This window comes from Nocardioides sp. Soil774, from assembly GCF_001428125.1.
In the GTDB taxonomy this organism is placed as follows: domain Bacteria; phylum Actinomycetota; class Actinomycetes; order Propionibacteriales; family Nocardioidaceae; genus Nocardioides.
The window spans coordinates 370,887-395,508 of the sequence record NZ_LMSM01000008.1; the positions used below are offsets into that span (position 1 = coordinate 370,887).

The 24,622-nt window shown below is 71.1% G+C and carries 24 protein-coding genes and 1 tRNA gene; 17 read left to right on the forward strand and 8 right to left on the reverse strand.

Features of this window, described 5'->3' with window-relative positions:
• From ASG76_RS13045 to ASG76_RS13055, 3 genes are read right to left on the reverse strand one after another with little or no spacing between them, the layout of a single operon-like run.
• Positions 1-1,260, reverse strand: a complete 1,260-nt coding sequence (locus ASG76_RS13045; RefSeq protein ID WP_056603850.1) for a PP2C family protein-serine/threonine phosphatase — start codon at positions 1,258-1,260, stop codon at positions 1-3.
• The gene (locus ASG76_RS13050) at positions 1,260-1,739 is read right to left on the reverse strand and encodes an FHA domain-containing protein (protein ID WP_056603853.1); all 480 of its coding nucleotides are present in this window, start codon (positions 1,737-1,739) and stop codon (positions 1,260-1,262) included. The genes ASG76_RS13045 and ASG76_RS13050 overlap by 1 nt, the downstream gene beginning before the upstream one ends.
• On the reverse strand, positions 1,732-2,448 hold the full coding sequence (locus ASG76_RS13055) for an FhaA domain-containing protein (RefSeq protein ID WP_157559104.1): 717 nt from the start codon (positions 2,446-2,448) through the stop codon (positions 1,732-1,734). Before ASG76_RS13055 ends, ASG76_RS13050 begins: the two co-directional genes overlap by 8 nt.
• Before the next feature lie 313 nt (positions 2,449-2,761).
• Between ASG76_RS13055 and ASG76_RS13060 the strand changes: the two genes are divergently transcribed.
• Positions 2,762-2,847 (forward strand) — tRNA-Leu (locus tag ASG76_RS13060).
• Positions 2,848-2,905: 58 nt separating this feature from the next.
• Here the strand turns inward: ASG76_RS13060 and ASG76_RS13065 are convergent.
• Positions 2,906-4,168, reverse strand: coding sequence for an amidohydrolase family protein (locus ASG76_RS13065; protein ID WP_056603859.1), 1,263 nt, complete (start codon positions 4,166-4,168; stop codon positions 2,906-2,908).
• Between the two features lie 99 nt (positions 4,169-4,267).
• On the opposite strand from ASG76_RS13065, the gene ASG76_RS13070 reads away from it, so the two are divergent.
• From ASG76_RS13070 to ASG76_RS13080, 3 genes are all read left to right on the forward strand, one after another.
• Positions 4,268-4,702 carry a MarR family winged helix-turn-helix transcriptional regulator gene (locus ASG76_RS13070; RefSeq protein ID WP_157559121.1) on the forward strand — a complete coding sequence of 145 codons (435 nt, stop codon included), beginning with the start codon at positions 4,268-4,270 and terminating at the stop codon, positions 4,700-4,702.
• Positions 4,703-4,837: 135 nt separating this feature from the next.
• A complete protein-coding gene (locus ASG76_RS13075; RefSeq protein WP_082587498.1) occupies positions 4,838-5,827 on the forward strand; it encodes a carbohydrate kinase family protein in 990 nt (329 codons plus the stop codon).
• A 120-nt stretch (positions 5,828-5,947) separates the two neighbouring features.
• Positions 5,948-6,427, forward strand: coding sequence for a nuclear transport factor 2 family protein (locus tag ASG76_RS13080; RefSeq protein ID WP_056603868.1), 480 nt, complete (start codon positions 5,948-5,950; stop codon positions 6,425-6,427).
• On the opposite strand, the gene ASG76_RS13085 is transcribed toward ASG76_RS13080, so the two are convergent.
• Genes ASG76_RS13085 through ASG76_RS13095 form a run of 3 tightly spaced genes read right to left on the reverse strand, consistent with a single transcriptional unit; the run spans position 6,424 to position 9,594 of the window.
• Positions 6,424-7,437, reverse strand: coding sequence for a LacI family DNA-binding transcriptional regulator (locus tag ASG76_RS13085; RefSeq protein ID WP_056603871.1), 1,014 nt, complete (start codon positions 7,435-7,437; stop codon positions 6,424-6,426). The genes ASG76_RS13080 and ASG76_RS13085 overlap by 4 nt on opposite strands.
• A complete protein-coding gene (gene iolG / locus ASG76_RS13090; protein ID WP_056603874.1) occupies positions 7,424-8,443 on the reverse strand; it encodes an inositol 2-dehydrogenase in 1,020 nt (339 codons plus the stop codon). The genes ASG76_RS13085 and iolG overlap by 14 nt, the downstream gene beginning before the upstream one ends.
• Complete coding sequence (locus tag ASG76_RS13095) at positions 8,440-9,594, reverse strand: phytanoyl-CoA dioxygenase family protein (protein ID WP_200948169.1); 1,155 nt, start codon at positions 9,592-9,594, stop codon at positions 8,440-8,442. The genes iolG and ASG76_RS13095 overlap by 4 nt, the downstream gene beginning before the upstream one ends.
• A 113-nt stretch (positions 9,595-9,707) precedes the next feature.
• Between ASG76_RS13095 and ASG76_RS13100 the strand changes: the two genes are divergently transcribed.
• From ASG76_RS13100 to ASG76_RS13125, 6 genes are read left to right on the forward strand one after another with little or no spacing between them, the layout of a single operon-like run.
• A complete protein-coding gene (locus ASG76_RS13100; RefSeq protein WP_235529590.1) occupies positions 9,708-10,598 on the forward strand; it encodes a TIM barrel protein in 891 nt (296 codons plus the stop codon).
• Complete coding sequence (locus ASG76_RS13105) at positions 10,595-11,509, forward strand: deoxyribose-phosphate aldolase (RefSeq protein ID WP_235529591.1); 915 nt, start codon at positions 10,595-10,597, stop codon at positions 11,507-11,509. Before ASG76_RS13100 ends, ASG76_RS13105 begins: the two co-directional genes overlap by 4 nt.
• A 2-nt stretch (positions 11,510-11,511) precedes the next feature.
• On the forward strand, positions 11,512-12,402 hold the full coding sequence (iolB, locus tag ASG76_RS13110) for a 5-deoxy-glucuronate isomerase (protein WP_056603880.1): 891 nt from the start codon (positions 11,512-11,514) through the stop codon (positions 12,400-12,402).
• On the forward strand, positions 12,399-13,574 hold the full coding sequence (locus ASG76_RS13115) for a Gfo/Idh/MocA family protein (protein WP_157559105.1): 1,176 nt from the start codon (positions 12,399-12,401) through the stop codon (positions 13,572-13,574). Before iolB ends, ASG76_RS13115 begins: the two co-directional genes overlap by 4 nt.
• Positions 13,571-15,415, forward strand: coding sequence for a 3D-(3,5/4)-trihydroxycyclohexane-1,2-dione acylhydrolase (decyclizing) (iolD, locus tag ASG76_RS13120; protein ID WP_056603886.1), 1,845 nt, complete (start codon positions 13,571-13,573; stop codon positions 15,413-15,415). The genes ASG76_RS13115 and iolD overlap by 4 nt, the downstream gene beginning before the upstream one ends.
• Positions 15,416-15,473: 58 nt before the next feature.
• Positions 15,474-16,355, forward strand: coding sequence for a sugar phosphate isomerase/epimerase family protein (locus tag ASG76_RS13125; protein ID WP_162254112.1), 882 nt, complete (start codon positions 15,474-15,476; stop codon positions 16,353-16,355).
• A gap of 46 nt (positions 16,356-16,401) precedes the next feature.
• Here the strand turns inward: ASG76_RS13125 and ASG76_RS13130 are convergent, their stop codons facing one another.
• Positions 16,402-17,085, reverse strand: a complete 684-nt coding sequence (locus ASG76_RS13130) for a FadR/GntR family transcriptional regulator (RefSeq protein ID WP_056603891.1) — start codon at positions 17,083-17,085, stop codon at positions 16,402-16,404.
• Between the two features lie 490 nt (positions 17,086-17,575).
• Here ASG76_RS13130 and ASG76_RS13135 point away from each other — a divergent pair, with 490 nt between their 5' ends.
• The 7 genes from ASG76_RS13135 (at position 17,576) to ASG76_RS13165 (ending at position 24,577) form a co-directional block, all read left to right on the forward strand.
• A complete protein-coding gene (locus ASG76_RS13135; protein ID WP_056603894.1) occupies positions 17,576-18,667 on the forward strand; it encodes a sugar ABC transporter substrate-binding protein in 1,092 nt (363 codons plus the stop codon).
• A gap of 97 nt (positions 18,668-18,764) precedes the next feature.
• On the forward strand, positions 18,765-19,589 hold the full coding sequence (locus tag ASG76_RS13140; RefSeq protein WP_082587501.1) for an ATP-binding cassette domain-containing protein: 825 nt from the start codon (positions 18,765-18,767) through the stop codon (positions 19,587-19,589).
• Positions 19,586-20,839 (forward strand): sugar ABC transporter permease, encoded by a 1,254-nt coding sequence (locus ASG76_RS13145; RefSeq protein ID WP_082587502.1) that lies wholly within the window; start codon positions 19,586-19,588, stop codon positions 20,837-20,839. The genes ASG76_RS13140 and ASG76_RS13145 overlap by 4 nt, the downstream gene beginning before the upstream one ends.
• Positions 20,840-20,844: 5 nt before the next feature.
• A complete protein-coding gene (locus ASG76_RS13150) occupies positions 20,845-21,636 on the forward strand; it encodes an SDR family NAD(P)-dependent oxidoreductase (protein WP_056603897.1) in 792 nt (263 codons plus the stop codon).
• Positions 21,633-22,619, forward strand: coding sequence for a Gfo/Idh/MocA family oxidoreductase (locus ASG76_RS13155; protein WP_082587503.1), 987 nt, complete (start codon positions 21,633-21,635; stop codon positions 22,617-22,619). Before ASG76_RS13150 ends, ASG76_RS13155 begins: the two co-directional genes overlap by 4 nt.
• A gap of 14 nt (positions 22,620-22,633) precedes the next feature.
• A complete protein-coding gene (locus ASG76_RS13160) occupies positions 22,634-23,389 on the forward strand; it encodes a sulfite exporter TauE/SafE family protein (RefSeq protein ID WP_056603902.1) in 756 nt (251 codons plus the stop codon).
• Positions 23,390-23,485: 96 nt separating this feature from the next.
• The gene (locus ASG76_RS13165) at positions 23,486-24,577 is read left to right on the forward strand and encodes a Gfo/Idh/MocA family protein (protein ID WP_082587504.1); all 1,092 of its coding nucleotides are present in this window, start codon (positions 23,486-23,488) and stop codon (positions 24,575-24,577) included.
• Positions 24,578-24,622 lie beyond the last annotated feature (45 nt).

Consider the following 24,622-nt stretch of genomic DNA (forward strand, 5'->3'; position numbering starts at 1 on the left):
TCACCCTGCGTTGACGTCCTGGCGCGCGGCGTAGTTGTCCACGGTGAGCCGGGCCCCGTCGAGGCCGTCGGCCTCGATGCCCTCGCGCACCTGCTCGGCGTCGATGTCGCTGAGGCGGTCGAGGTCGACGTCGGTGAGCTCGTAGGCGTGGGACAGCGAGACACCGGGGAGGTCGGCGTCGATGCCGCGGAAGATCGCGACCTTGCCGTCCTGCTCGGCGACGTAGAACTGCTGCTGGCTCCACGACCAGCCGGCGGCCACGACCACCCACGCCAGGCCGAGCAGCACCAGGGCGAGCATCAGGCGGCGCAGCCAGCGGTGGCGGCCAGGGTCGCGCGGGGCGTAGCGAGCGGCCTCGCGGTCGATGGGGTCCGCGACGTAGGCGCCCTCGGGGACGTCGGCCGGCACGGGGGCGATCTCCCCGGTGTCACCGGAGCGGTGCCCCCGGAAGAGCCCGCCGACGGCACCGCTGACCGCGCCGCCCAGCGGCATCCGGCGGGGCAGGTCTGCCGCGGCACCGACGAGCAGCGGCGCCAGGTCGGCAGGCGGCGGCTCCTCGGCGACGTCGGCGACGATGCAGGTGACGTTGTCGGTGCTGCCGGCCTCGAGGCTGGCGCGTACGAGCTCGACGGCGGCGAAGTCGGGCGTGCCGGTCGACAGGATGTCGGCCATCCGGTCGTCGGTCAGCGTGCCGCAGGCGCCGTCGCTGCACACGAAGATGCGGTCGCCCGGCTCGGCGGGGAACTCGAAGAGGTCGGGCTCCTCGTGGCGGATGCCGTCGAGGGCCTTGAGGATGAGGTTGCGGTGCGGGTGGGTCCGCGACTGCTCCTCGGTGATGCGCCCCTCGTCGATGAGCGACTGCACGAAGGTGTGGTCGTGGGTGAGCTGGCGCAGCTGGCCACGGCGGTAGAGGTAGGCGCGGCTGTCGCCGATGTGGCCGATGCCGAAGCGGGTGCCGTCGAACAGCGCGACGGTCGCGGTGGTGGAGGTGCCGTTGAGGTCGGGGTCCTCCTCGACGAGCTCGGCGATCCGGTCGTCGGCGCGGTGCACGGCGCCGGCGAGCTGGCCGAGGATGTCGGCGTCGGGCTCCTGGTCGAGCTTGCGCAGCGCCTGCACGGCGGTGCTGGAGGCCAGGTCACCGCGCACGGCGCCGCCGACGCCGTCGCACACCGTCAGGAGCCAGGGCCCGGCATAGCCGCTGTCCTGGTTCTCCCGGCGTACGCGCCCGACGTCGGAGATCGCGGAGTAGTGGAGGTACATCACTTCCGCAGCTCCAGGATCGTCTTGCCGACGCGCACCTGCACGCCGAGGCCGATCGTCGTGGGCTGCGTGATGCGCACCGGGCCGACGTAGGTGCCGTTGGTGGAGCCGAGGTCCTCGACGAACCACTCGTCGCCGCTGGCCGCCACCCGGGCGTGGCGGGTCGAGACGTAGTCGTCGTCGAGCTTGATCGCGGCGTCGCTGCCACGACCGATGAGCAGGGGCGCGTCGGCCAGCTCGGCGCGGGCGCCGGCCTCGGCCCCCTCGACCACCAGCAGGTGGGTGGGCGCACCACGTCGCGGCTTGCGGGGCTTGCCGCTGGCCTTGCGGCCCGCCGGCGCCGGCGCGCCGCCGCGCGCGGTCTCGGGGACCCGGGCACCGAACATGTCCGAGCGGATCACGGAGATGGCGGACAGGACGAAGATCCAGAGGATGGCCAGGAAGGCCATGCGGATCAGGAAGAGGGTCAGCTCAGACATTCCAGCCCCCGGCCTCGTCGCGCCCGCCGTCGATGCGGACCGTCATCTCGGTGTGCCCGATCTTGATCGTCGAGCCGTCGCGCAGCCGGGCCCGCGTGACCTTGCTGCCGTCGACGAGGATGCCGTTGGTCGAGCCCAGGTCGACCGCCTCGACACCGTCGATGCTGACCTCGAGCTCGAGGTGGCGGCGGCTGACGCCGGGGTCGTTGATGCGCAGGTCGGCCTCGGTGCCGCGGCCGATGACCAGGCCCGGGGGTCGCAGCGGGTGCCGGGTGCCGTTGACCTCGAGGGTGGCGTGGGAGGAGCGCGTACGGGTGCGCTGGTCGTTGTCGGTGACGCTCGCCTGCGCCTTGCTCCGGATCCGGAAGCGGCCGGTCGTCAGGTCGTCGGCGGACTCGAAGGCCACCGAGACCGGACCGGTGAAGACGTAGCCCTGCGCGTCGGCGTGGTCCTGGAGCTGGTCGACGAGGTCCTGCTCGAGCGCACGACCCAGGCCGAGCATCCGGTCGAGGTCGACGCCGGAGAGCTCGACGTGGAAGTCGTTGGGCACGAGCCGGCGCTGACGGCTCAGCACCTGGGCGTTGTTGTCGCACTCGCGCTGCAGCGCCGCCGCGATCTCGACCGGCTGCACGGCGCTGCGGAAGGCGCGGGCGAAGACACCGGAGATCACCTGCTCGAGCCGCTGCTCGAAGCGTTGGAGGGCGTTCACCCCGTGCCTCCTCTCCTCGCGCTCGCGTCGCATCGTCGTGATGGGTTCGTGCTGGGCAGGCTTCACACACCGCCCGATCGGTGCGGCCGAGCGTACCGGCCGTCCACCCGGGCGCGCGGGTGCCGCCCCGTCGTGCGGTCCTGCCTCGCGCAGTTTCCCCGGATATCCGGGGAAACTGGAGCCTCACCCCCGAAACTTCGCACTGGAACCTCACGTTTCCCCGGGTACCCGGGGATCGCGACACGAGCCCCAGCGCCGAGGGGCACCGATTGGGACCGCTCGTCACGCGTGGGGTAGCCTGAGCCCGCTTCAAGCGCGAGTGGCGGAACGGCAGACGCGCTGCGTTCAGGTCGCAGTGTCCGAAAGGGCGTGGGGGTTCAAATCCCCCCTCGCGCACCACACCACGAAGGCCCCGGACAGTGTCCGGGGCCTTCGTCGTTCTCTCCCGGGGGAGATGTCATCGCGCCGGCGGGCCGTCGCTGTCGAGACGCGTCCCGTGGCGCCAGACCGCACGGATGTCGAGCGTCGCCGCGATGTCCGTGGTCGGGTCCCCCTCGACGAGCAGGAGGTCGGCTCGGAGGCCGGGCGCGATGCGGCCGCGGTCGGACAACCCGAAGGCCTCGGCTGCCTCGGAGGTGGCTGCGCGGAGTGCGGCGGACGGGGAGAGCCCGGCCCGGACGAGGTACTGCATCTCGTGGTGCACGCTGGCGCCGTGGGCCAGCCCGCCGAGGAACGGGAACGGTGCGGAGGAGTCGGTCCCGGCGAGCAGTCGTACGCCGGCCTCGTGGAGGGCGCGCACGGAATCCAGGACATGGTCGATGCTGCCCTGCGGGTAGCGGTCGAAGCTCGACCTGAGCGTCCGGTCCCACGCCGCGTCGAGCCGTGAGGCGACGCGGTGGTCGTCCGCCAGGGCGGCGCCGTTGAGGCCCATCATCGAGGCGTTGAGGACGACGCACGGCACGACGAACGTGCCGCTCCCGGCGATCCGGGCGAGGAGGTCGTCGTCGTGGGGCCCGTCCATGAAGAGGTGGACGAGGCCGTCGACGCCTGCCTCGAGGCACATGCGGGTCGCGTCTCGCGTCAGTGCGTGGGCCACGGTCAGCATCCCGAGGCGCTGTGCCTCGGCGACGCCGGCGTCGAGGGTGGCCTGGTCCAGCATCGGCACCGGCGTCCCCTCCACGGATCCGTCGTCGACGATGAACTTGATGTAGTCCGACCCGGACTCAACGAGGATCCCGACGTGGGCCACCGCCTCGGCGGGCGTGCTGGTGAACGGCTGGAAGGGTCGTTCCGCCGGCCGTCCGGACCCTGCGTGCTCGTCGTCGGACCGCGCTCGCCCACCGCTGGGGTCGAAGTCGTCGGGGAACAGCTCGCTCGGGTGACCCCCCGGCGGAGTGATGGCCAGTCCGGACGACCGGACGTCCGCGGACGTGTCGTCGTCCTCGATGTCGCGCCGGTGCTCGCGCGTGTGCATCCCCTGCATCTCGAGCTCGGTCGTCACCCCGAAGCGGAGCGCGAGACGCAGCGCCTCCGGTGAGGTGTGCACGTGGGCGTCGATCAAGCCGGGCACCAGCGTGCAGCCGCGCCCGTCCACGACGTCCACCCCGGACGGGGGGTCACCGCCGATCGACGCGATGACGCCGCCGCTGACGATGACGTCGAGGCTCCCGAGCGAGCGTTCGCCGTCGAAGACCTGTGCGCCTGTGATGACCGTGGACATGGCCGCTCCTCGTTGGTGCATCTCTATTGATATATGCATAACATACGTTATAGAAGTGTCCGCGTACAGTCCGCACGGAACATGAGGGGTGGAGGCGTGATGGACGACGACCAGGAGTCGCTGCTCGACCAGGTCGGGCCCGCGTTGGCGCGGATGAGGAGACGCACGCAGGCCGCCACCAGCGGTGACGTGCTGCGCAACGTCGTGCTGTTCGTGCTGGCGGACCAGCCGCGTCTGACGGTGGGCGGGCTGTCGGTCGAGATGGGGGTCGCCCAACCGGCGGCCAGTCGTGTGGTGGCCGACTGCGTCGCGACCGGGCTCGTGCGGCGGCAGGCCGCGGCCGACGACGGACGCAAGACGGTGCTCGAGCTGACGGACGAGGGCCGGGCGGAGGCGCGCCGCCTGGCGCGCCTGCAGCGCGAGGCCTTCGAGGACATCACGGCCGGCTGGCGCCCGTCGGAGCGGGAGGACTTCGCGCGTCACCTCGTCCGCTACGCCGCCGACGCCGCGGCATGGAGCCGGAACCGGTCCTGACGCGGTCGTCGCGGCGCACGTGCGGTCCTTGCCTTCGCGCCCCGGGAGGTGCCACCCTCGTCTCCGCGGATGCGTCGCCGCGAGTGGCATGTCGACCAGCTGGTCGCGTGCTGATCGCCGAGAGAAGAGACCGACGTGACCGCTGACCCCACGCCCCTGTCCGACGCGCCCCGGTTGTTGACGGTGGGACGGATCAACCTCGACCTGTTCGCCGACTCCCACGGCACCGGGTTGGTCGGTGCGACGTGCTTCCGTCCGTCGGTGGGGGGTAGCCCGACGAACACCGCCATCGCAGCTCGTCGCCTCGGGGTCCCCTCGATCGTGCTGACCGCCGTCGCGGCCGACCCGGTCGGGGACCTGGCGATCTCCCGGCTGGCGTCCACCGGGGTCAGTGTCGCGGCGGTGCAGCGGGTCGAAGGCGCGCTCACCTCGACCGCCTTCCTCGCCACCCTCTCCGCCGACCACGGCGAGCGGGTGTTCTACCGGCGCGAGGCCGCCGACACGCTGGTCGACCCCGCAGCCGTCGACGACCTGCCGTGGGAGGCGATCGAGGTGGTCGTGCTGTCCGCGGACTCGCTCGCCGCGGGCACGACGCCCCAGGCCGTGGCCCGCGTGGCGGCGTACGCCCGGGACCGTGCGATCCCGGTGTGGTGGGACCTCGACCTGCGTCCCAGCACGTGGCGGGACCCGGCTGACTACGGGCGCACCACCGTCCCGGCGCTGGACGGCGCCGACCTGGTCATCGGGACGGAGGAGGAGTTCGCGGCGCTGCTGGGTGCGGGCCCTGATGCATCGCCGGCCCAGGTGCGTGACCTGGCGCGCACCTTCCCTGCGCCGTCCACCATCCTCAAGCGTGGACCGCGCGGAGCCCTCTTGTTCGAGGGCGGTGAGGAGGTGGTCGACGTCGCGGCAGTCGCCCTGGAGCCGGTGTGCACGGTCGGCGGCGGGGACTCGACCACCGGCGCGCTCGTGGCGGCACGCCTGGCGGGCATGGCGTGGGAGGACGCCCTCGACCTGGCGATGCGGGCCGCCGCGCACACCGTGATGCAGCCGGGCTGCTCCGAGGGCTTTCCTGTGCCGGCTGACCTGGGACTCGACCTGGGCGTGGTCGCCGTACGCCGCTGAGCCGTTGACCGAGGGACCGGGCCGCGGTTACTGTCTTCCCCACATAATCATTGCGCGTTTTAGGGGGCGCTGCGGTGTCCCCGGCAGTGCCCCGGTGAGCGCCGAGCCGAGGAGGACCGGGTGTCCGAGCAGACGCTGACGCGTGAGGAAGTCATCGAGCGCAACCTGCAAGTCGTGGAGGCGCACTTCCACAACGAGACGCCCGAAACGATCCAGGACGCCGTCGCGCTCTACGCCGACGACATCTTGTGGGAGGGCCCGGCCCGCGGCCTCGTCCTCGACAACGCGGACGACGCGCTGGCGGGCTACCACGACATCTTCAGCTCGCTGGTCATCCACAAGCACACCCACCTGCGGCGGTTCGCGACGGAGGACTTCGTCTTCGACGACTGCATCTACGAGGCGACATACGTCGCGGACCACATGACCAACTTCCCCTTCCCGGCCGGGACGAGGGTCAGCCTGCGACTGGCCCACGTCTTCGAGATGCGCGACGGCAGGATCGCCAAGGAGATCGCGTACGAGATCTTCCGCGAGGCCGGTGCCCCGAGCGACCACGACCACATCCCGCCCGGCTCCGAGGTGACCGTCTTCGGCTAGGACTTCCGTGGCGGCGCGGTGCTGGTCCTGATCATCATGTCCGGGGACATGCGCACCCGTCGCGTCGCACCGGGCCCGTCGTCGAGCCGGGAGCACAGCTCGCGGGACGCCGCGACGCCCATGTCGGTGAGGGGTTGCGCCACGGTCGTCAGGCCGATCGACCGGAGCCCGCTGAGCCGGGTGCCGTCGTAGCCGACGATCGAGATGTCCCCCGGCACGTCGAGGCCGCGGTCGGCGGCCGCTGCCAGCGCGCCGATCGCGGCGAAGTCGTTGGCGACGAAGAGCGCGGTGGGGCGCACGGCGGCGTCCAGCGCCTCGATCGTGCCGTGGTAGCCGTCCTCGTCGGTGAACCCGCCCGGGATGCAGCGGATGTGCTCGTGCAGGCCGTGCCGCTCCATGGCCTGGACGTAGCCGCGCTCGCGCTTGCGCGCCACGCTGTTGGTGCCTCCGGTGACGTGCGCGATGGCCGAGTGCCCGAGGCCCACGAGGTGGTCGACCGCCAGCGCGGTGCCGCGGGTGTCGTCGGTGCACACCGAGAGCAGGTGCGGCGTGAGCCGTGGTTCGGCACCGACCAGGACGGCAGGGCAGGAGTCCGAGATCGCGTCGCGTGCACCGACGGGGAGTCGGTGACCCATGGTGATCAGCCCCTCGACGCGGAACTCCATCAGCTTGTCGAGCTCGGCACGCTCGATGCGGCGGTCCGAGCTGCCCATCACGACGATGGTGCGGTAGTCGAGACGGTGCGCCTCGGCCTGCACGCCGTCGAGGATGTCGACGTAGATGGGGTTGTGCAGATCGAGCACGTAGACCCCGATGGTGCGCGAGCGGTGCGCGCCGAGGCTGCGGGCGATCGCGTTCGGGCGGTAGCCGAGCTCGTCCGCAGCGCGCTGGATCGAGCGACGGGTCTCGGGCGCGACCCGCGAGGAGCCCTGGAGTGCGAGCGAGACCAGCGACTTGGACACCCCGGCCTTGGCGGCGACGTCGCGGATCGTGGGCTCACCCGAGGGCAACGTCCACCTCGACCGGCGCTCCACGGCGCATGGACTCCGACGCTGCCCCGGCGATGACGACCGGCGCACGCCCGTCGCGCACGGTGACGGGAGAGGGCCCTCCGCCCCGGACGTAGTCGACGAAGGCGAACCACTCGCGTCGGTAGGCCTCGGCGTAGCGGTCGATGAAGAATCGCATCAGCGGCTGCTGGCGGGTGCCGGAGGCGTCGGTCACCTCGGCGTTGTGGAGACGGCGGTTGTCCGACGAGGCCATGCCCCGGGAACCGAATGCCTCCACCCGCTGATCGTAGCCATAGGTCGCCAGACGACTGTTGTCGATCACCGTCACGGACCTGTTGGCATGGGTCAGGACGGTCACGGCCGTGTCGATGTCCCCGGCGTCCCCGATCGCGGAGTCGATGAGGACCTCTCCCTGCGCGTAGACCTGCACCACGGGCCCGGCGATGTAGCGCGCCATGTCGAAGTCGTGGATGGCCATGTCCACGAAGAGCCCACCACTGACCCTCAGGTAGTCCAGCGACGGCAGCTCGGGGTCGCGGCTGGAGATCCGGGTCAGGTGCACCGCGCCGATGCTGCCGTCGCGGATCGCGTCGTGGACTGCCTGGTGCCCCGGGTCGAAGCGACGGTTGAAGCCCGTCATGAAGGCGATCCCCGAGGACTCCACGAGCTCCACGGCGCGATCGACCTCCGCGAGCGACCTGCTCAGGGGCTTCTCGCACATCACGGCCTTCCCGGCCGCGGCGGCGAGCTCGATGATCTCGACGTGGGTGTCGGTGGACGAGCAGATCCCGATCGCGTCCACCCTCTCGGAGGCCACCAGCTCGGCGGGGCTCCCCGCGGCCTCGACACCCAGGCGCGCGGCGACTTGGTGCGCGAGCTCCGGGACGACGTCGTGGACCATCGTGAGCTCTGCCCCGGGCACGTCTCGCGCGATGATCTCGGCGTGCATCCGCCCGATCCGTCCCACTCCGACCAGACCGATGCGCAACGGCGTGTTCGTGCTCATGTCTTCCTCCTTGCCGCGTGCGCGGCCAACGTGGTGCTGATGACGTCGAGGGGATGCCCCTCCTCCAGGCCGGTTCGGACGAGCGCGGCCTGGGCCGGCGGTGCCAGCCCGTCGATGGGTGGGTCCCGATCGAGGTTCGTCGGGAAGGCGTAGCCCTCCGCCGCGGCGGCGAGGGCGTTGTCCACGAGTGCACGGGGCACACCCGCGGCCAGGGCAGAGGCGAGGGCCGGGTAGACGGCCTCGACGACGCGGGTGCGGTCCACGACCTCGGTGGAGCGACCGAAGGCCGAGGAGACCTGGATGAGGTTGGCCATCCGCTCGATGTCCCGCGAGTCGTTGTCGCCGGCCCCGTGGATGACCGCCGGGTTGAAGAAGACGACGTCGCCCTTGCGCAGCGGGACCTGCACGGCGTGGTCGGCGACGACCCGCGCGAAGGCCTCGTCGTCGCGCGCGAAGTAGCCGGCGACGTACTTCTGGCTGTGCGGCACGAAGACCGTCGGGCCGCTCTCCAGCGGCATGTCGCAGTGGGCGACCGCACCCTGGAGGGTCAGGAGGGGGGAGAGGCGGTGGACGTGCTGCGGATAGGCCTCCAGGCTGGCAACGGGGAGGAAGCCGAGGTGGTAGTCGCGGTGCGGCACCTGTGCCCGGCCCCCGGGGCGGACCAGGTTCACCTGCGAGGTCACCTGGTATCCCGGGCCGAGCCAGGCCTCGGAGGCCAGCGCGATGACGTCGTTGCCGAAGTAGCGCACGAACAGGTCCGCGTCGCGCAGCGCCAGCTTCTCCAGTGAGTCCCAGAGCCGGTCGTTGACCCCGGGCACACCGAAGTGGTCGCCGCTCGCCCCGCCGGCTCCCTTCTCCTCGCGGATGATCTCGGTGTAGACCGCGCTCACCGCGTCGACCAGCGCGTGGTCCGGGTAGGCGCCGGCGAACACCACGACGCCCGGTCCGTCCATCAGGGCCCGGCCCACCTCCGCCATCACCGCGCGGCGGGCGACCGGGTCTGCCGCGCCGGGGAGCGACGTGGCGTCGTAGACGACGATGCCGCTGCGCACGTCGGACCAGTGGGGGTGGTCGGTCGCCTGCGTCGGCTCGCGGACCACCGTCGCGAGGTCTCGCGGGTCGGCGTCGTGCCGGCTCATCCAGTAGTCCACGCCTCACTCCCTTGCCGACCGATCTGGACCAGGTGCTTGCACCCGTCCTCCGTAGAGTGGCACGATCTGTTGGACCGGTCCAACAGTCACGGAGAAAATAGATGACGGACTTCATGTCGCGGATCGCATCCGCACCCATCTCGTGGGGCATCTGCGAGGTGCCCGGATGGGGCGCGATGCTCCCGACCGACCGTGTCCTGGGCGAGATGGCCGGGCTCGGCCTCCCGGCCACGGAGCTCGGCGCGCCGGGCTTCCTCCCGGCCGACCCGGACGCAGTGAGGGACGACCTGGCCCGACACGGCCTGGCCCTCATCGGCGGGTTCACACCCCTTGTGCTGCACGAGCGCTCGGCGCGCGACGAGGCACTGAAGTCGGCGCGCGACACCGCAGCTGCCCTCGCCCGCGCCGGCGCGACGACGTTCATCACCGCCGCGGTGGCGGACGCGGCGTGGAGCCCGCCGGAGGTGCTGGACAGCTCCGAGCACCGCCACCTGGTGGAGATGCTGGCCCGGGTCGACGAGGTGTGCGACGAGTTCGGGCTGGCCCAGGTGCTGCACCCGCACGTGCAGACGATCATCGAGACGGCCACCGACGTCGACCGGCTGCTCGAGGCCTGCGACGTCGCATGGTGCCTGGACACCGGGCACCTGGCCATCGGCGGGAAGGATCCCGTCGCGTTCGCCCGCGAGGCCGCGGACCGCGTCGGCCACGTCCACCTGAAGGACGTCGACCTCAGCCACGTGCCGGCGCTGATGGAGCGCCGCTCGTCGATCCTGCAGTCGGTGCACGCCGGCCTGTTCACCCCGCTCGGCCAGGGTGACGTGGCGATCGCCGAGGTGATCTGGACCCTGGAGGCCGCCGGCTACGACGGCTGGTACGTCATCGAGCAGGACACCGCCGTCGTTGGCGAGGTCCCGCCCCCGGGCGACGGTCCCGTGCGTTCGGTCGCCTCGTCGATGGACTACCTGCGCGACGTGGTGGCTCCCCGGCTGGAGGTCCGGTGACCACGGGCGTGCTGAGCGACCACGACTACGACCGCATCCTGGGCGCTCGCCTCAGTGAGCCGCGGGCCCTGCCGGACGCCCTCGCCAAGCGCCCGCGCCGGCCCCTGCTCGGCGACGACCAGCGGCTGATGATCCTGGCGGCGGACCATACCGCTCGGGGGATGGTGGCGGTCGGCTCCGAGCCCCTCGCGGTCGCGAACCGTCGTGACCTCCTCGAGCGCCTGCTCACCGGGCTGGAGGACCCGCGCGTCGACGGGGTGATGGCGAGCGCCGACATCCTCGAGGAGCTCGCGCTGTTGGGTGCGCTCGACCATCGGCTGGCGATCGGCACCATGAACCGTGGCGGCATCATCGGCGCGTCGTGGGAGCTCGACGACCGGGTCACCGCCTACGACGCCGAGCACGTGGCCGCGAGCGGGCTCGACGGCGGCAAGATGCTGCTCCGCCTCGAGCCGACGGACCCCGGGGTCGCGCGGACCATCGAGATGGCCGGCCGGCTCGTGACGCAGCTCGCCGAGCAGTCGCTCATGGCGATGGTCGAGCCGCTGCCCTACCTCAAGGACGCCGACGGGCGCGCGTTCCTGGACCCGTCCGAGGCTGCTCTGGCGCGTGTGGTCGGGATCGCGTCCGGCCTGGGCTCGTCGTCGGCCCACACGTGGCTGAAGATCCCGGCCACGGCGAACCCCGGTCTCGTCGCCGCCGCGACGACCTGCCCGATCCTGTTGCTCGGCGGAGATCCCGGGAGCTCCTGGGAGGCGGTGTTCAGCAGCTGGGCGGAGGCACTGGCCGTGCCCAACGTCCGCGGCCTGGTCCCCGGCCGGGCGCTGCTCTATCCGTCCACCATGTCCGCGCGCGCCGCCGTCGATCGTGCGGCGCAGCTCGTCCATGGCTCTGTCGAAAGGAAGTGGTGACCATGACGTGGCTGCGCAGGGCAGGAGAGGTGGGCGCCGACGGCGTCGTCGCGCGGGTGACGCCCGAGGCCGCCGGCTGGGAGTACTGCGGGCTGGAGGTCCTCGACCTCGGCGTCGCCGGGTCCGTCACCCGCACGATGGCCTCGACCGAGGGGGTGCTCGTCCCCCTGTCCGCCCGCGAGGTCGAGGTGAGGGTGGACGGTGAGCTCCACACGCTGCGTGGCCGTGACGGCGTCTTCGCCGCGGTGTCCGACTGGATCTACCTCCCGCTCGGGAGCACGGTGGTGTTCTCGGCACCTCGTGGCGAGGTCGCCCTGTGCACCGCGCGAGCGACCACGACGTACGACGTGGTGGTGACGCAGGCCGTCGACGTGCCGGTCCAGGTGCGCGGCGCGGGCCCCGCGACCCGCCAGGTCACCGACATCGCCACGCCGGACTCCTTCACCGGCGCGGACCGCATCAACGTCTGCGAGGTGATCACCCCGGCCGGCAACTTCTCCTCCTGGCCGCCGCACCGCCACGACGGGATCGACGGCTGCCCGGTGCGCAACGAGGAGATCTACTACTTCCGCACCGGGTGCCTGGACTCGCCGCACGGCGACGCCCGCGGGCAGGCACAGTTCCGGGTCTACACCGTGGACGGCGGGGTCGACGAGACCGTCACCGTCCACGACCAAGACGTCTACCTGGTGCCCGAGGGCTACCACGGGCCCTCCACCGCCCCGCCGCAGTACCCGCTCTACTTCCTCAACGTCCTGGCCGGGCCGGACGACGAGCGGACCATGGGCTTCTGCGACGACCCGACCCATGCCTGGATCCGCGAGTCCTGGGACTCGCAGGACCAGGATCCACGGTGCCCGGTGACCTCGGCCAGCGGACGGGTGGCCCGATGAAGCGGCCCCTCGGCATCGCCGTGCTCGGGCTGGGATGGATGGGGCAGGCCCACAGCAGGTCGGCGCGCCGGATCCCCATGCACTTCCCCGACCGGTCCTACGACCCCCGGCTCGTCGTGTGCGCCGATCCCGACCCGGGTCGGCGAGCCGCTGCGAGCGACGACTTCGGCTTCAGCCGGGTGACGGACGACTGGCGTTCCGCCGTCACGGCCGACGACGTCGACGTGGTGTTCGTTACGGCGCCCAACATGCTGCACCTGCCGATGATCGAGGCCGCGTGCGCGGCCGGCAAGGCGGTGTTCAGCGAGAAGCCGATCGGTGGCACCCCAGACCACGCCCTCCGCGCCTGGCGGATGGCTCAGGAGGCCGGGGTCCCCACCGGGGTGGGGTACTGCTACCTGTGGTCCCCCCTGGTGCTCCACGCCCGTCACCTGATCCAGAGCGGTGCCCTCGGCGAGATCGTGCACTACAAGGGATGCTTCCTGTCGATGTACGGCAGCGACCCTCTCGGGCTGCTGACGTGGCGCTTCATGATGGACCAGGCCGGCTACGGCGTCTCGAGCGACATCCTGAGCCACTCCGTCGCGCTGGCGCAGTTCCTCATCGGTGAGGTCTCCGAGGTCGTGGGGATGGCCCGCACGACGATCCCGCAGCGGCCGCTGCCCAGCGGCAACGCGAGTCACTACGGCACCGGGTCGCCGTCCGACCCGGTCGGCGAGGTGGAGAACGAGGACTTCGCGTCGATGCTGTGCTCCTTCGACAACGGGGCGACGGGCACCTTCGAGGCGAGTCGCACCATCGTCGGGCCGGAGAGCCGCAACGCCTTCGAGGTCTACGGCACGCGCGGCTCCCTCAGCTGGGACCACGAGCGGATCAACGAGCTGCGCTACTACTCCGGCTCGGACCCGACCAACTCCGGCTACACCACGATCTTCGGTGGCGACCGGTTCCCCTTCCACGGCGCGTTCGTGCCGGGCAAGGCCAACAGCATCGGGTTCGAGGACCTGGTGACCATCCAGGACCACAGCTTCCTGGAGTCCCTCGCGACCGGTGAGCAGTTCTCTCCCGGCTTCGACGAGGCCGTTGCGGTGGTGGGGGTCCAGCAGGCGCTGATCGACTCCTGGGCATCGCGTTCGTGGCAGCGCGTGTCCGACCTGAGGAGCAACCCGTGAGCACGATCCGTACGACGACGGCCGACGCCTTGGTGCGCTTCCTCATCGCCCAGCGGACGGTGGTCGACGGGGTCGAGGTGCCCCTGTTTCCCGGCACGCTGGCGATCTTCGGTCACGGCAACGTCACGAGCCTGGGACAGTCACTGGAGGCCCACCGAGACCAAATGCCGGTCTGGCGCGGGCAGAGCGAGGAAGGCATGGGGCTCGCCGCCGCGGCCTTCGCCAAGGCCACGAGGCGCCGCCAGATCATGGTGTGCACCTCCTCGATCGGCCCCGGTGCGACGAACATGGTGACCGCAGCCGGAGTGGCGATGGCCAACCGCTTGCCGGTGCTCTTCGTCGCGGGCGACACCTTCAACTCCAGGCTCCCTGACCCGGTGCTGCAGCAGGTCGAGCACTTCGGCACGCCCTCGGTCACCGTCAACGACGCGTTCCGCCCGGTGGTGCGCTTCTGGGACCGGCTGACCCACCCCGCTCAGGTCCTCGCCTCGATCCCCGGTGCCGTACGCACGATGATGGATCCCGCGGAGTGCGGCCCCGCCTTCATCGGCCTCCCGCAGGACGTGGCCGCGGAGGCGTACGACTATCCCGCGGCGTTCTTCGAGCCGCGGGTGCACCACTGGCCGCGTCCCCGTCCGGACCGCGAGGAGCTGGCGCGCGCTGCGCGGCTGATCCGCGCCGCTCGGCGCCCGGTGCTGGTCGCGGGGGGCGGGGTCCACTACTCGCTGGCCGAGGACGGGCTCGACCGCTTCGTGCGCGCCCACCGGGTCCCGGTCGTCGAGACCGTGGCCGGCAAGTCGTCGCTGCTCGGCTCGCACCCGCACTACGTCGGGCCGCTGGGGGTGACCGGCGCCGACGCGACGAACGCGCTGGTCGAGGAGGCCGACCTCGTCATCGCCGTCGGGACCCGGCTCCAGGACTTCACCACGGGGTCGTGGACGCTGTTCGCGCCCCAGGCGCAGGTCGTCACCGTCAACGCCGCACGCTTCGACGCGGGCAAGCACTTCTCGGCACCCGTCGTCGGTGACGCGCGCGAGTGCCTCGAGGAGCTGGACGCGCTGCTCGCGGGGTGGACCTGCTCGGTCGAGTGGAACGAGCGGGCGACCGCGGCTCGCGCCGACCTGGATCGTCTGGTGGCGGCCCGCACCGGCGCGGAGGAGTCGTCCGTCCTGAGCTATGCGCAGGTGGTGGGCGCGGTGCACGACGAGGCGACCGAGGAGGACTACGTCCTCACCGCCGCCGGTGGTCTCCCCGGAGAGCTCAACATCAACTGGTCCAGCAAGGGCGTCGCGACCTTCGACTGCGAGTACGGCTTCTCGTGCATGGGCTACGAGATCTCCGGTGCCTGGGGGGCGGCCTTCGCGCGCGACCGGGGTGAGGTCTTCGCCCTCGTCGGTGACGGGTCCTACCTCATGCTGAACAGCGACATCTATGCCTCGGTGCTCTCCGGCAAGAAGTTCGTGCTGGTGGTGTGCGACAACGCGGGCTTCGCCGTGATCGAGCGCCTCCAGCGCGGCAAGGGCGGGGAGTCCTACAACAACATGCTGCGCGACGCCCGCGGGAGCGGCTCGCACGAGAGGGTCGACTTCGCCGCGCACGCAGCGGCGATGGGCGCCCGGTCGGTGCACGTGAGCGGCCTCGACGAGCTGCGCGAGGCGCTGGCCGCTGCGCGGACGCACGACCGCACGAGCGTGATCGTCGTCGACGTCGCCGAGTCCGACTGGACGCCGGGTGGCTCCTACTGGCAGGTGGGCATCCCCGAGGTCAGCGAGTCACCCGCCGTGGTCGTGGCCAGGGCGGAGTCCGATGCCGCGCTGGTCGACCAGCGACGCGGCACGTGAGCCCGGCGTCCCCGCCCGGCCACGGGCACCACGCACCTTCGACGAGAGAGAGCACACCATGACCACGACGACAGGACCCGAGCTGATCGCGACCTGCTGGCTCACGGCGGGAGCGGCCATGCCGCTGAGCGCCGACGAACGCAGCCCGGAGCGGATCGAGGACCGGGTGCGGGTGGCGGGCGAAGCCGGCTTCACCGGGTTCGGACTGCTGCACGCGGACCTGGTCACCGTGCGTGACTCCATGGGCTACGCCGGGTTCGCACAGCTGCTCGCGGACTCCTCGATCAAGTACCTCGAGCTGGAGATGCTGGTCGACTGGTTCGCCGACGGTGCCGCGCGCGAGGCCTCCGACCGGGTCCGCAGCGACCTCCTCGAGGCAGCGCGTCACCTCCCCGTACGCCACCTCAAGGCGGGTGGCGACTTCTCGGGGAGCCCCTGGCCGTTCGAGACGCGGGCCGCAGAGTTCCGCGCCCTGTGCGAGCAGGCCGAGGGCGTCGGGATCCGCGTCGGGATCGAACCGATCGCCTTCGCCGACATCCGGACTCCCGCGGACGGGATGCAGCTGGTCGAGGCAGCCGGACACCCGTCCGGCGGCGTCGTGCTCGACGTGTGGCACCTGGGCCGGCTGGGCCTTCCTGTCGACGTGGTCAGAGACGTCCCGGTCGAGTCCATCGTGTCCACCGAGCTCGACGACGCGGCGGAGGAGGTCGTGGGCACGCTGCTGGAGGACACGATCAACGAGCGGCTGATGCCGGGTGACGGCGTGTTCGACGTCGTGGGCTTCGTCCGCGCGGTCCGTGCCACCGGCTACGACGGCCCATGGGGCATCGAGGTGATCTCCCGCGCCCAGCGGGCCAGGCCGATGGAGGAGGTCGTGCGTGACGCGGTCGCTGCTGCACGTGCGCAGTTCGCGCTGGCAGACGCTGCACCGGTGGCCTAGCCGGACGCGCGCGGGTGTCGCCGGACGCCCGCGCCGGGGCCCCGGGTCAGGACGTGGCGAGTCGGTGCCGGGCGATGGCGCGCTCGGCGGCCGCGACGTCCTTCTTGTCGATGGCGTCCACGATCAGCTCGTGCACCTCGAGGCGCTCGCGCTTGTAGTCGACGCTCTTGGACTGCGGGACCACGCCGAGGGTCGCGTCCTCGACCAGCTTGAGGATCCCGAGGTACATGCTGGTGAGGATCTGGTTGGAGCCCATGTTGGCGATGTCCTCGTGCAGGCACCAGATCTGGCGCAGGAACTGCTCGTCGTCGTCGATCGACTCCGCGACCCGGGCGATGCGCCCGCGCAGGCCGCGCACGGACGCCGCACTCCGGTTGCGCAGCGCCTCCATCACGACGAGCGACTCCAGCGCGTCGCGGACCGCGACGGCGTGGCCCACCGACTCGGGCTGGCCACGGACGGAGAGGAAGGTCTGGCCCAGCTGGACGACCGGGTCCGGGACAGTCGTGAACACGCCGCCGCGCGGGCCCGGCTTGACCTCGACCAGCCCGCGCTCCTGGAGCAGGCGCAACGCCTCGTTCAGCGTCCCCGCGGCCACGCCGAGCATCTTCTGCAGCTCGGACTTGGTGCCGATCCGTTCGTTGGGCGCCATGTCGCGGAACTGCGCCTCCAGGTGGTCAGCAGCCTCGTGCGCGCGGCTGGGGGACGAGGTCCTGATGGCAGTGATCACCAATCCAGCATATTCCATATGCGAGACCGGCCGCACCCGGGGGTCTTGACCAGTGCCGCCGCGGGGGGACCTCGGCGCAGCGGCTCGCAGGTGTTGGACCGGTCCAACAAATGTGCGCGTTTCTCTTGACAGTCGGCCGGGACCGCTGGTTTAGTCACGGCTAATGATTATGGGGGATATGAGCTGGTGATCCACACACCGGTCGCGGCAGGAGCCGTGGCCTGATCGCAGGAGGCGGCCATGAACCCACCGGTTCCCGGTCCTCACCTGACGGTCACGTCGAGTCCCCGGTGCACTGCACCGGAGTCGTGCGCGACCCCACACCGGGTCCCGCGCAGCACGACCTCGCACCAGCGGTCCTGAGCTCGGGAATGAGCATGCCCAGTGGCCCGCCGCCACCGGTACCAGTTTCGTCATTCTGTATCTGCAGGCGCGTGAGCGCCCACCACGAAGGAGCACGACAGTGATTGGTTTGTCAGGGAATCGTCCGATGCGAGTCCCCGCGGTGGGCCTCGGCGTCCTCCTGCTGGCGCTCGGTGCCTGTTCGTCGGACGGCTCCGACGGCTCCGGCTCCGGCTCCGGCTCGGGGGACGCGAAGACCACGGTCGCCCAGTTCCTGCCCCACACCGAGGCGGTGCGGTTCAAGACGATCGACGCGCCCGAGTTCGAGAAGGCGGTGAACGCGAGCTGCCCCGAGTGCGGCGTGATCCTGCAGAACGCCGAGGGCGACGCGGGCAACGAGCAGCGGCAGATGGACGCGGCCATCGGCCAGGGCGTCGACGCGATGGTCGTCGACCCGGTCGACGGACAGGCGCTCGCGGGCGTGGTCAACAACGCGCGGCAGAAGGGCATCCCGGTGATCTCCTACGACGCCCTCATCCAGGACGTCCCGCTGGACTACTACGTGTCCTTCGACAACGTGGTCGTCGGCCAGCAGATCGCCACCTCGCTGGTGGACCAGATGAAGGCGCTGGGCACGACGGACAAGTGCCTGGTCGTCATCAAGGGAGACGCGAAGGACAACAACGCGTCCGTCTTCTGGTCCGGCTCCGAGCCGGTCATCCAGGACGCCGGCCTGGACATCTGCTTCGAGACGAACACCCCGGCGTGGTCGGCGGAGAACGCGCAGCGCGAGATGGACCAGGCGATCACCAAGATCGGCAAGGACAACATCGGGGGCGTCTACAGCATGAACGACTCGATGGCCGCCGGCATCGTGGCCTCCCTGAAGGGAGCCGGCGTCGACCTGTCGCAGGTGCCGGTGACCGGCCAGGACGGCGACACCGCCGCGATCCAGCGCATCCTCGTCGGTGAGCAGTACATGACCGTATGGAAGGACACCTTCGCGCTGGCCAAGGAGGCGGCCAAGGTCGCGTTGCAGCTGGCCAACAAGGAGGACCCCGCGGGCGAGCAGTCGGTCGACAACGGGTCCGGGGACGACATCCCCGCGACGCTCCTGCCGCCGGTCGTGGTGACGAAGGACAACATCGCCGACACGGTCATCAAGAGCGGCTTCATCAAGGTCGCTGACCTGTGCACCGGGCCCTACGCCGACGCCTGCGCCGAGGCCGGCATCCAGTAGGTCCCACCCAGCCCCGGGGCGCGGGCATGACGACGCACGTGCCCGCGCCCCGGCTCCACCAGCCCCCACCGCGACCCCCCACAAGAAAGCAGCTGCCATGAACGCCCTGCAGTCGGACCCGGTGCTGGAGCTGGTCGACATCCGCAAGTCGTACGGCCCGGTCAACGCACTGCGGGGCGTGTCCCTGCAGCTGCGGCCGGGAGAGGTACATGCCCTCGTCGGCGACAACGGCGCCGGCAAGTCCACCCTCATCAAGACCATCACCGGGGTCCAGCCACACGACGGCGGACAGATCCTCTGGCGCGGCGAGCCGATGTCGTTCGCCGGCCCGCGCGACGCGGCCCGGCGCGGGATCTCGGTCGTCTACCAGGACCTGGCCGTGTGCGGGAACCTGAGCGTCGCCGACAACGTCTTCCTGGGCCGGGAGTCGCGGCACTCGGGTCCCCTCGGCTCCTTGCTGCGCCGCGTTGACCGGACGGCGATGGAGCAGGAGACCCTCGACCTGCTGCGGTCGCTCTCGGTCAACCTCCAGAAGGTGCGCACGCCCGTGGAGGGTCTCTCCGGCGGCCAGCGCCAGTCGGTGGCCATCGCCCGAGCCCTCCTCGGCAAGCCCGAGGTGATGCTCCTCGACGAGCCCACGGCGGCCCTCTCGGTCGCCCAGACCCACGAGGTGCTCAACCTCGTGCGCCGGCTGCGCGACCAGGGACTGGCCGTGGTGATCGTGAGCCACAACCTCGCCGACGTCTTCGCCGTGTCCGACGTCGTGACCGTCCTGAGGCTCGGGCAGGTCGCCGGCCGCTTCGACGTACGCAGCTCCTCCCAGCAGGAGGTCGTCGCCGCCATCACCGGTGCCGAGTGGGGCGCCGGTCTGCCGAGCCTCGCAGAAGAGCCCACCACTACCGAGCAGGAGCTGTCCCGATGAGCGTGCAGTCAGCCGTCACCAGGAAACCGGGCGGGACCCCGGTGCCGACCACCGACGGGCCCCGCGCCGGGCGGAGCGGAGGAGCCTGGATCCGGGCGCTCTTCGCGCGCCGTCCGAGCGGGATCAACCTCGCCCCCGTGCTGCTGGGCCTCGTCGTCGTGTGCGTCGGCTTCCAGACCGCCAACAGCAACTTCCTCACGCCGTGGAACCTCACCAACCTCTCGCTCCAGGTCGCCTCGGTCGGCGTGATCGCCGTCGGTGTCGTCGTCATCCTGCTGCTCGGCGAGATCGACCTTTCGGTCGCCGCCATCAGCGGCTTCTGTGGGGCCGTGCTGGGCGTGCTGAACGTCCAGCTGGGGTGGAACGCGTGGCTCTCGATCGTGGTCGCAGTGTCGGTGGGCATCGCGATCGGCACCTTCCAGGGCACGGTCGTGACCTACTTCCGGGTCCCTGCCTTCGTGATCACCCTGGCCGGTCTGATCGGCCTGCAGGGATGGACGCTGGCCCTCTTCGGAGACCGCACAGCCATCAACTTCGACTACGACGGTGACGTCGCCAAGCTCACCGCCACGTTCCTCTCACCGCTTGCCGGATGGTTGATCGCGATCGGCGCCACCGCTGCCCTCGCCTACTTCACCCTCGCGGAGCGCGCCCGGCTGAAGGCGGCCGGCCTCGAGCACAGTGACCTGCGCACGCAGGTGCTCAAGCTGGTCGGGATCGCCGTGGGCCTCGGCGGCGCGGTGGCGGTCTTCAACCGCGACCGCGGCGTCCCCCTCGCCGTCTTCATCTTCGTCGGCATCGTGGTGGTGATGGACTACGTCGTACGCCAGACGCGGTTCGGCGTCCGGCTGCTCGCGATCGGCGGCAACGCCGAGGCCGCACGACGCGCCGGCATCCCGGTGCAGCGCATCCGCATCGCTGCGTTCGCCATCGGCTCCGGACTGGCAGCTTTCGGAGGGGTCCTCGCGGCCTCGCGACTGATCGCCGCCACGACGCAGTCGGGAGCAGGAGACACGCTCATCAACGCGATCGCCGCCGCGGTCATCGGCGGCACGAGCCTGTTCGGCGGTCGCGGGTCCGTCTACTCGGCTCTCGTCGGGATCCTGATCATCGGCTCCATCTCCAACGGGATGGACCTCCTCGCACTGCCGTCCGCGGCGAAGTTCATCATCACCAGCATGGTGCTGCTCCTGGCCGTGGTCGTCGATGCCATCGCCGCTCGCGGCAGCCGTTCGCAGCTGAGGGAGTGAGTGTCATGAAGATCAACCTTCCGCAGACAGTGGTCCTGACGGGGGCGTCCTCCGGGCTCGGCAGGCACCTCGCAGGCTCCCTCCTCGAGGACGGCTGCGCCGTCATCGGCGTCGACGTGGTGCCGGCGCCCGAGGAGCTGACTGCTCACCCCACCTTCGTGCCGGTGTCTGGCAGCGTGGACTCCGAGGCGACGTGGGAGGCCGTGACGTCGGCCCTTGCCGACCTGCCTGACGGTTCTCTCGGCCTGGCATCGGTCGCCGCGACCCTCGTGCAGGGAAGCGCGACCGAGATCTCCGTGCCGGAGTGGCGCCGCGCTTTCGACGTCAACGTCGTTGGGCCGGGCCTGGCAATCAAGCACCTCCAGCCCGAGATGGCGCGTCGCGAGGGCGGTCCGATGGTGTTCGTCGGGAGCGTCGATGCCACCTACGGCGAGGAGGCGCTGGTCGCCTACTGCGCCTCCAAGGGCGCCTTGCGGCAGGTCGTGCGCGCCAGTGCTCTGGACTTCGGCCGCTCAGGCATCCGCTGCACGATGGTCAGCCCGGGGCCGATGACCACTGAGATGTTCTACAAGCACCTCTACAGCAGCCCCGACCCGGAGGCACTCCTGGCGACCCGTGTCGGCAGGCAGCCGCTGGGCGCCATCACGGACCCCGCTGACGTCTCACGGGTCGTCGCCTTCCTCCTGAGCGAGGAGGCCAGGGGCATCAGCGGTGTCGACCTGGTCGTGGACGGAGCGCTCACTGCCGGCTACGAGTTCCGCAACATCGAGATGGACGCGGGGTCGGACCGGTCATGAGGGCCCTCATCCTGGGCAGCGGGCGGATGGCGGCCATCCGGGCCGCCGCACTGCGCGAGATGGACGGGGTCGACCTGGTCTTCGCGACCCGCGACGAGTCGCGCGCCGTGGGTCTCGGCGAGGAGTTCGGAGGAGTCGGGATCTCCCTGGATGCCGCCGGTTCGGAGTCCCCGGACGCTGTCTTCGTCACCAGCGCCACCGCTCGGCACCGGGCCGACCTCGAGCTCGCGCTCCGGCTCGGCGTCCCGGTGCTCATCGAGAAGCCCTTGGGTTCCACGGTCGAGGAGAGCGAGGCCCTCGTGGCGTCCGCGGAGGCGGTGGGGGTGCCAGTGATCGTCGGGTTCCAGCGCCGCTTCGACGACGGCTTCGTCGCGCTGAAGTCCGCGATCGACTCCGGGTCGGCGGGACGCCTCTACCTGATGCGCTCGGCGTCGATGGACCACACGCCGGGTCACGCGGCGTTCATCGCGGCGAGCGCAGGCATCCACCACGACCTGTTCGTGCACGACATCGAGACGGCGATGTGGCTCACCGGCCAACGGGTGCAGTCGGTCTATGCGGTCGGGAGCAGCCGGGTCTCCCAGGCCTACGCCGAACACGGAGACGCCGACGTCGCGACCATCGTGGCGCACCTCGAGGACGGCCTCACCGTGACCATGCACGGCCTGCGCCATGACCCCATCGGCCAGGACGTGCGCTGGGAGGTCTTCGGCTCGCAGCTCGCCGCCGCGGCGGGCCTGAGTCGTCGTACGCCGATCGTGGCCGTCGAGGATCCCTCGCTCCTGGCCCAGGATCCGCCGCTGACGTTCGCCGAGCGGTTCGCGGACGCCTTCGCGGAGGAGACGCGCTCCTTCGTGCGCTCCGTGGCGGACGGCGGGCCGTTCCTCGGCTGCACGGCGCGCGAGGCGGCCCTGGTGTCCCGGGTGGCCGAGGCCTGCCAGCGCAGCAGCACCCTCGGCACGTCCGTGCCCGTGGACGACTGAACAGGTCGACCGCCATGAGCGGCCCGGGGCTCGACGCCGGCGCCTGGGCCGCACTCGCCCTCGGCGCGGCGCTGATCGGCTTCTCCAAGACCGCGGTGAACGGCGTGTCACTGGTGAGCGTGGTGCTGTTCGCGTCGGTGCTGCCGGTGCGCAGCTCCACCGGCACCCTGCTGGTGCTGATCCTGGTCGGCGACCTCTACGCGGTGCGCACCTACCGCCGGCACGCCGACTGGAAGGTGCTGCGACGCCTGGTCGTGCCGGTGGCGGCCGGCATCCTCGGCGGCACCTGCTACCTCGCCCGCGCGAGCGACGCCACGGTGGGGCGCACGATCGGCTGGGTGCTCCTCGCCCTCCTGGCGTGGCAGGGGGTCTCGCGATTGAGGCTGCCGCGGTCGGGGCCCCCCCAGTCGCGCCTGCAGGCTCCGCTGCTCGGTGCGCTGGCCGGCTTCACGAGCATGGTCGCCAACGCCGGGGGGTCGTTCATGAGCATCTACCTGCTGCGTGCGGACGTGGGGGTGCTCGGGTTCCTCGGGACCGGGGCCTGGTTCTTCTTCGTCGTCAACCTGGTGAAGCTGCCGCTCGCTGTCGGCCTCGGCCTGGTCGGTGCCGGCTCGTGGGTCGTGCTCGTCGCACTGGCGCCCGTCGTGCTGGCCGGAGGGTGGCTCGGACGCATGGTCCTGCCCCGTCTGTCGTTGCGCACCTTCGAGTGGACCGTGGTCGTCCTCACCGCAGTCGGTGCGGTCAACCTCATCGTCGCGTCAGGACCTTGACAGCCCTGTCCTAGGGTTGGACACTGAAACTGTTGTAATCAATTATGGTCGTTTTCGCCGACGTGGCGAGCGCGAGCAGGAGCCGAGAGGTGGAGCATGGCGCGAGGTCCGGTCCGGGTGGCCTTCCTGGGCATCACCCACCCGCACTCCTCCGGCCGCTACCGCAGCGCCCTGGCGGCCGCCGGGGTGGAGCTCGCCGGCGCCGCGGACGACGACGGCGTGGCGTTGCGCGCCTTCTGCGACGAGGTCGGGGCGACGGCCCGCACGACCGACGACATCCTGGCCGATCCCGACGTCGACGCCGTGCTGGTCCACTCCAAGTCCTACCGGATGGCCGCCCTGGGCGTCGCTGCCATCGAGGCGGGCAAGCACCTCCTGGTCGAGAAGCCCGGCGGCGCGGACCTGGCCGACCTCCGAGCCCTCGCGCAGGCCCACGCGGCGAGCGACCGCGTCGTGCGAGTGGGCTACAACTTCCACTTCTCGCCCGCCGTGGAGAAGACGCTCGCCCAGCTCGGGGCGGGAGCCATCGGCACCGTCAGCTTGGTGCGCGGGCACGGCGCATGCTCACGCCAGGAGCACCTCTCCGCGCACCTCAACCAGCCCGCCGACATGTCCGGTGGGTTGTGGGTCATCGGTTGCCACACCCTCCACCTGGTGGTGGAGCTCCTGGGACGCCCCGATGCGGTGCGTGCCTCGGTCGAGAAGCTCGCCCCACTCTCGACCGCCGCGTCGCGCGAGGACGTCGCGAGCCTCACCCTGCTCTATCCCGACAAGATCGCGACCTTCGACTTCACCGTCCACGAGGAGTGTGAGTGGTTCGAGTCGTCCGAGGTGACCCTCTACGGCACGGGTGGGCAGCTGACGATGGGCATCCTCCCGGGTCGCGTCTCCCTCCTCCGGGTGGACGACGACCGGACGCGGGCCGGGTGGAACGAGTGGTCCGAGGGCCGGTTCACCACACCGTGGGGCGGGGACGAGTCGACCTTCAGCGAGCTCCCGCAGATCGGCAACAGGTTCTTCTTCGACGCCGAGATCAAGGAGTTCGTCGCCGCGATCCGCGGTGACGAGCACGACGGCGGCGTGCCTCCCTCCACCGCCCTCGACGTGGCACTGGTGGTGGCTGCCGCCCTGCGCTCTGCCGAGCACGACGGCATCCGCGTCCCCCTCGACGAGCTCCTTCAGTCCTAGCACCGCGCCGTACGACGCACCAGCTCACGAACTCGATCGGCCGCC

What these genes read in the sequence shown, in the direction of transcription:
- ASG76_RS13045 (WP_056603850.1), bottom strand. Translation starts at nt 1,260, where the DNA reads ATGTACCTCCACTACTCCGCGATCTCCGACGTCGGGCGCGTACGCCGG.
- ASG76_RS13050 (WP_056603853.1), bottom strand. Translation starts at nt 1,739, where the DNA reads ATGTCTGAGCTGACCCTCTTCCTGATCCGCATGGCCTTCCTGGCCATC.
- ASG76_RS13065 (WP_056603859.1), bottom strand. Translation starts at nt 4,168, where the DNA reads ATGTCCACGGTCATCACAGGCGCACAGGTCTTCGACGGCGAACGCTCG.
- ASG76_RS13070 (WP_157559121.1), top strand. Translation starts at nt 4,268, where the DNA reads ATGGACGACGACCAGGAGTCGCTGCTCGACCAGGTCGGGCCCGCGTTG.
- iolG (WP_056603874.1), bottom strand. Translation starts at nt 8,443, where the DNA reads ATGAGCACGAACACGCCGTTGCGCATCGGTCTGGTCGGAGTGGGACGG.
- ASG76_RS13100 (WP_235529590.1), top strand. Translation starts at nt 9,708, where the DNA reads ATGTCGCGGATCGCATCCGCACCCATCTCGTGGGGCATCTGCGAGGTG.
- iolB (WP_056603880.1), top strand. Translation starts at nt 11,512, where the DNA reads ATGACGTGGCTGCGCAGGGCAGGAGAGGTGGGCGCCGACGGCGTCGTC.
- ASG76_RS13115 (WP_157559105.1), top strand. Translation starts at nt 12,399, where the DNA reads ATGAAGCGGCCCCTCGGCATCGCCGTGCTCGGGCTGGGATGGATGGGG.
- ASG76_RS13125 (WP_162254112.1), top strand. Translation starts at nt 15,474, where the DNA reads ATGACCACGACGACAGGACCCGAGCTGATCGCGACCTGCTGGCTCACG.
- ASG76_RS13135 (WP_056603894.1), top strand. Translation starts at nt 17,576, where the DNA reads ATGCGAGTCCCCGCGGTGGGCCTCGGCGTCCTCCTGCTGGCGCTCGGT.
- ASG76_RS13140 (WP_082587501.1), top strand. Translation starts at nt 18,765, where the DNA reads ATGAACGCCCTGCAGTCGGACCCGGTGCTGGAGCTGGTCGACATCCGC.
- ASG76_RS13145 (WP_082587502.1), top strand. Translation starts at nt 19,586, where the DNA reads ATGAGCGTGCAGTCAGCCGTCACCAGGAAACCGGGCGGGACCCCGGTG.
- ASG76_RS13150 (WP_056603897.1), top strand. Translation starts at nt 20,845, where the DNA reads ATGAAGATCAACCTTCCGCAGACAGTGGTCCTGACGGGGGCGTCCTCC.
- ASG76_RS13155 (WP_082587503.1), top strand. Translation starts at nt 21,633, where the DNA reads ATGAGGGCCCTCATCCTGGGCAGCGGGCGGATGGCGGCCATCCGGGCC.
- ASG76_RS13160 (WP_056603902.1), top strand. Translation starts at nt 22,634, where the DNA reads ATGAGCGGCCCGGGGCTCGACGCCGGCGCCTGGGCCGCACTCGCCCTC.
- ASG76_RS13165 (WP_082587504.1), top strand. Translation starts at nt 23,486, where the DNA reads ATGGCGCGAGGTCCGGTCCGGGTGGCCTTCCTGGGCATCACCCACCCG.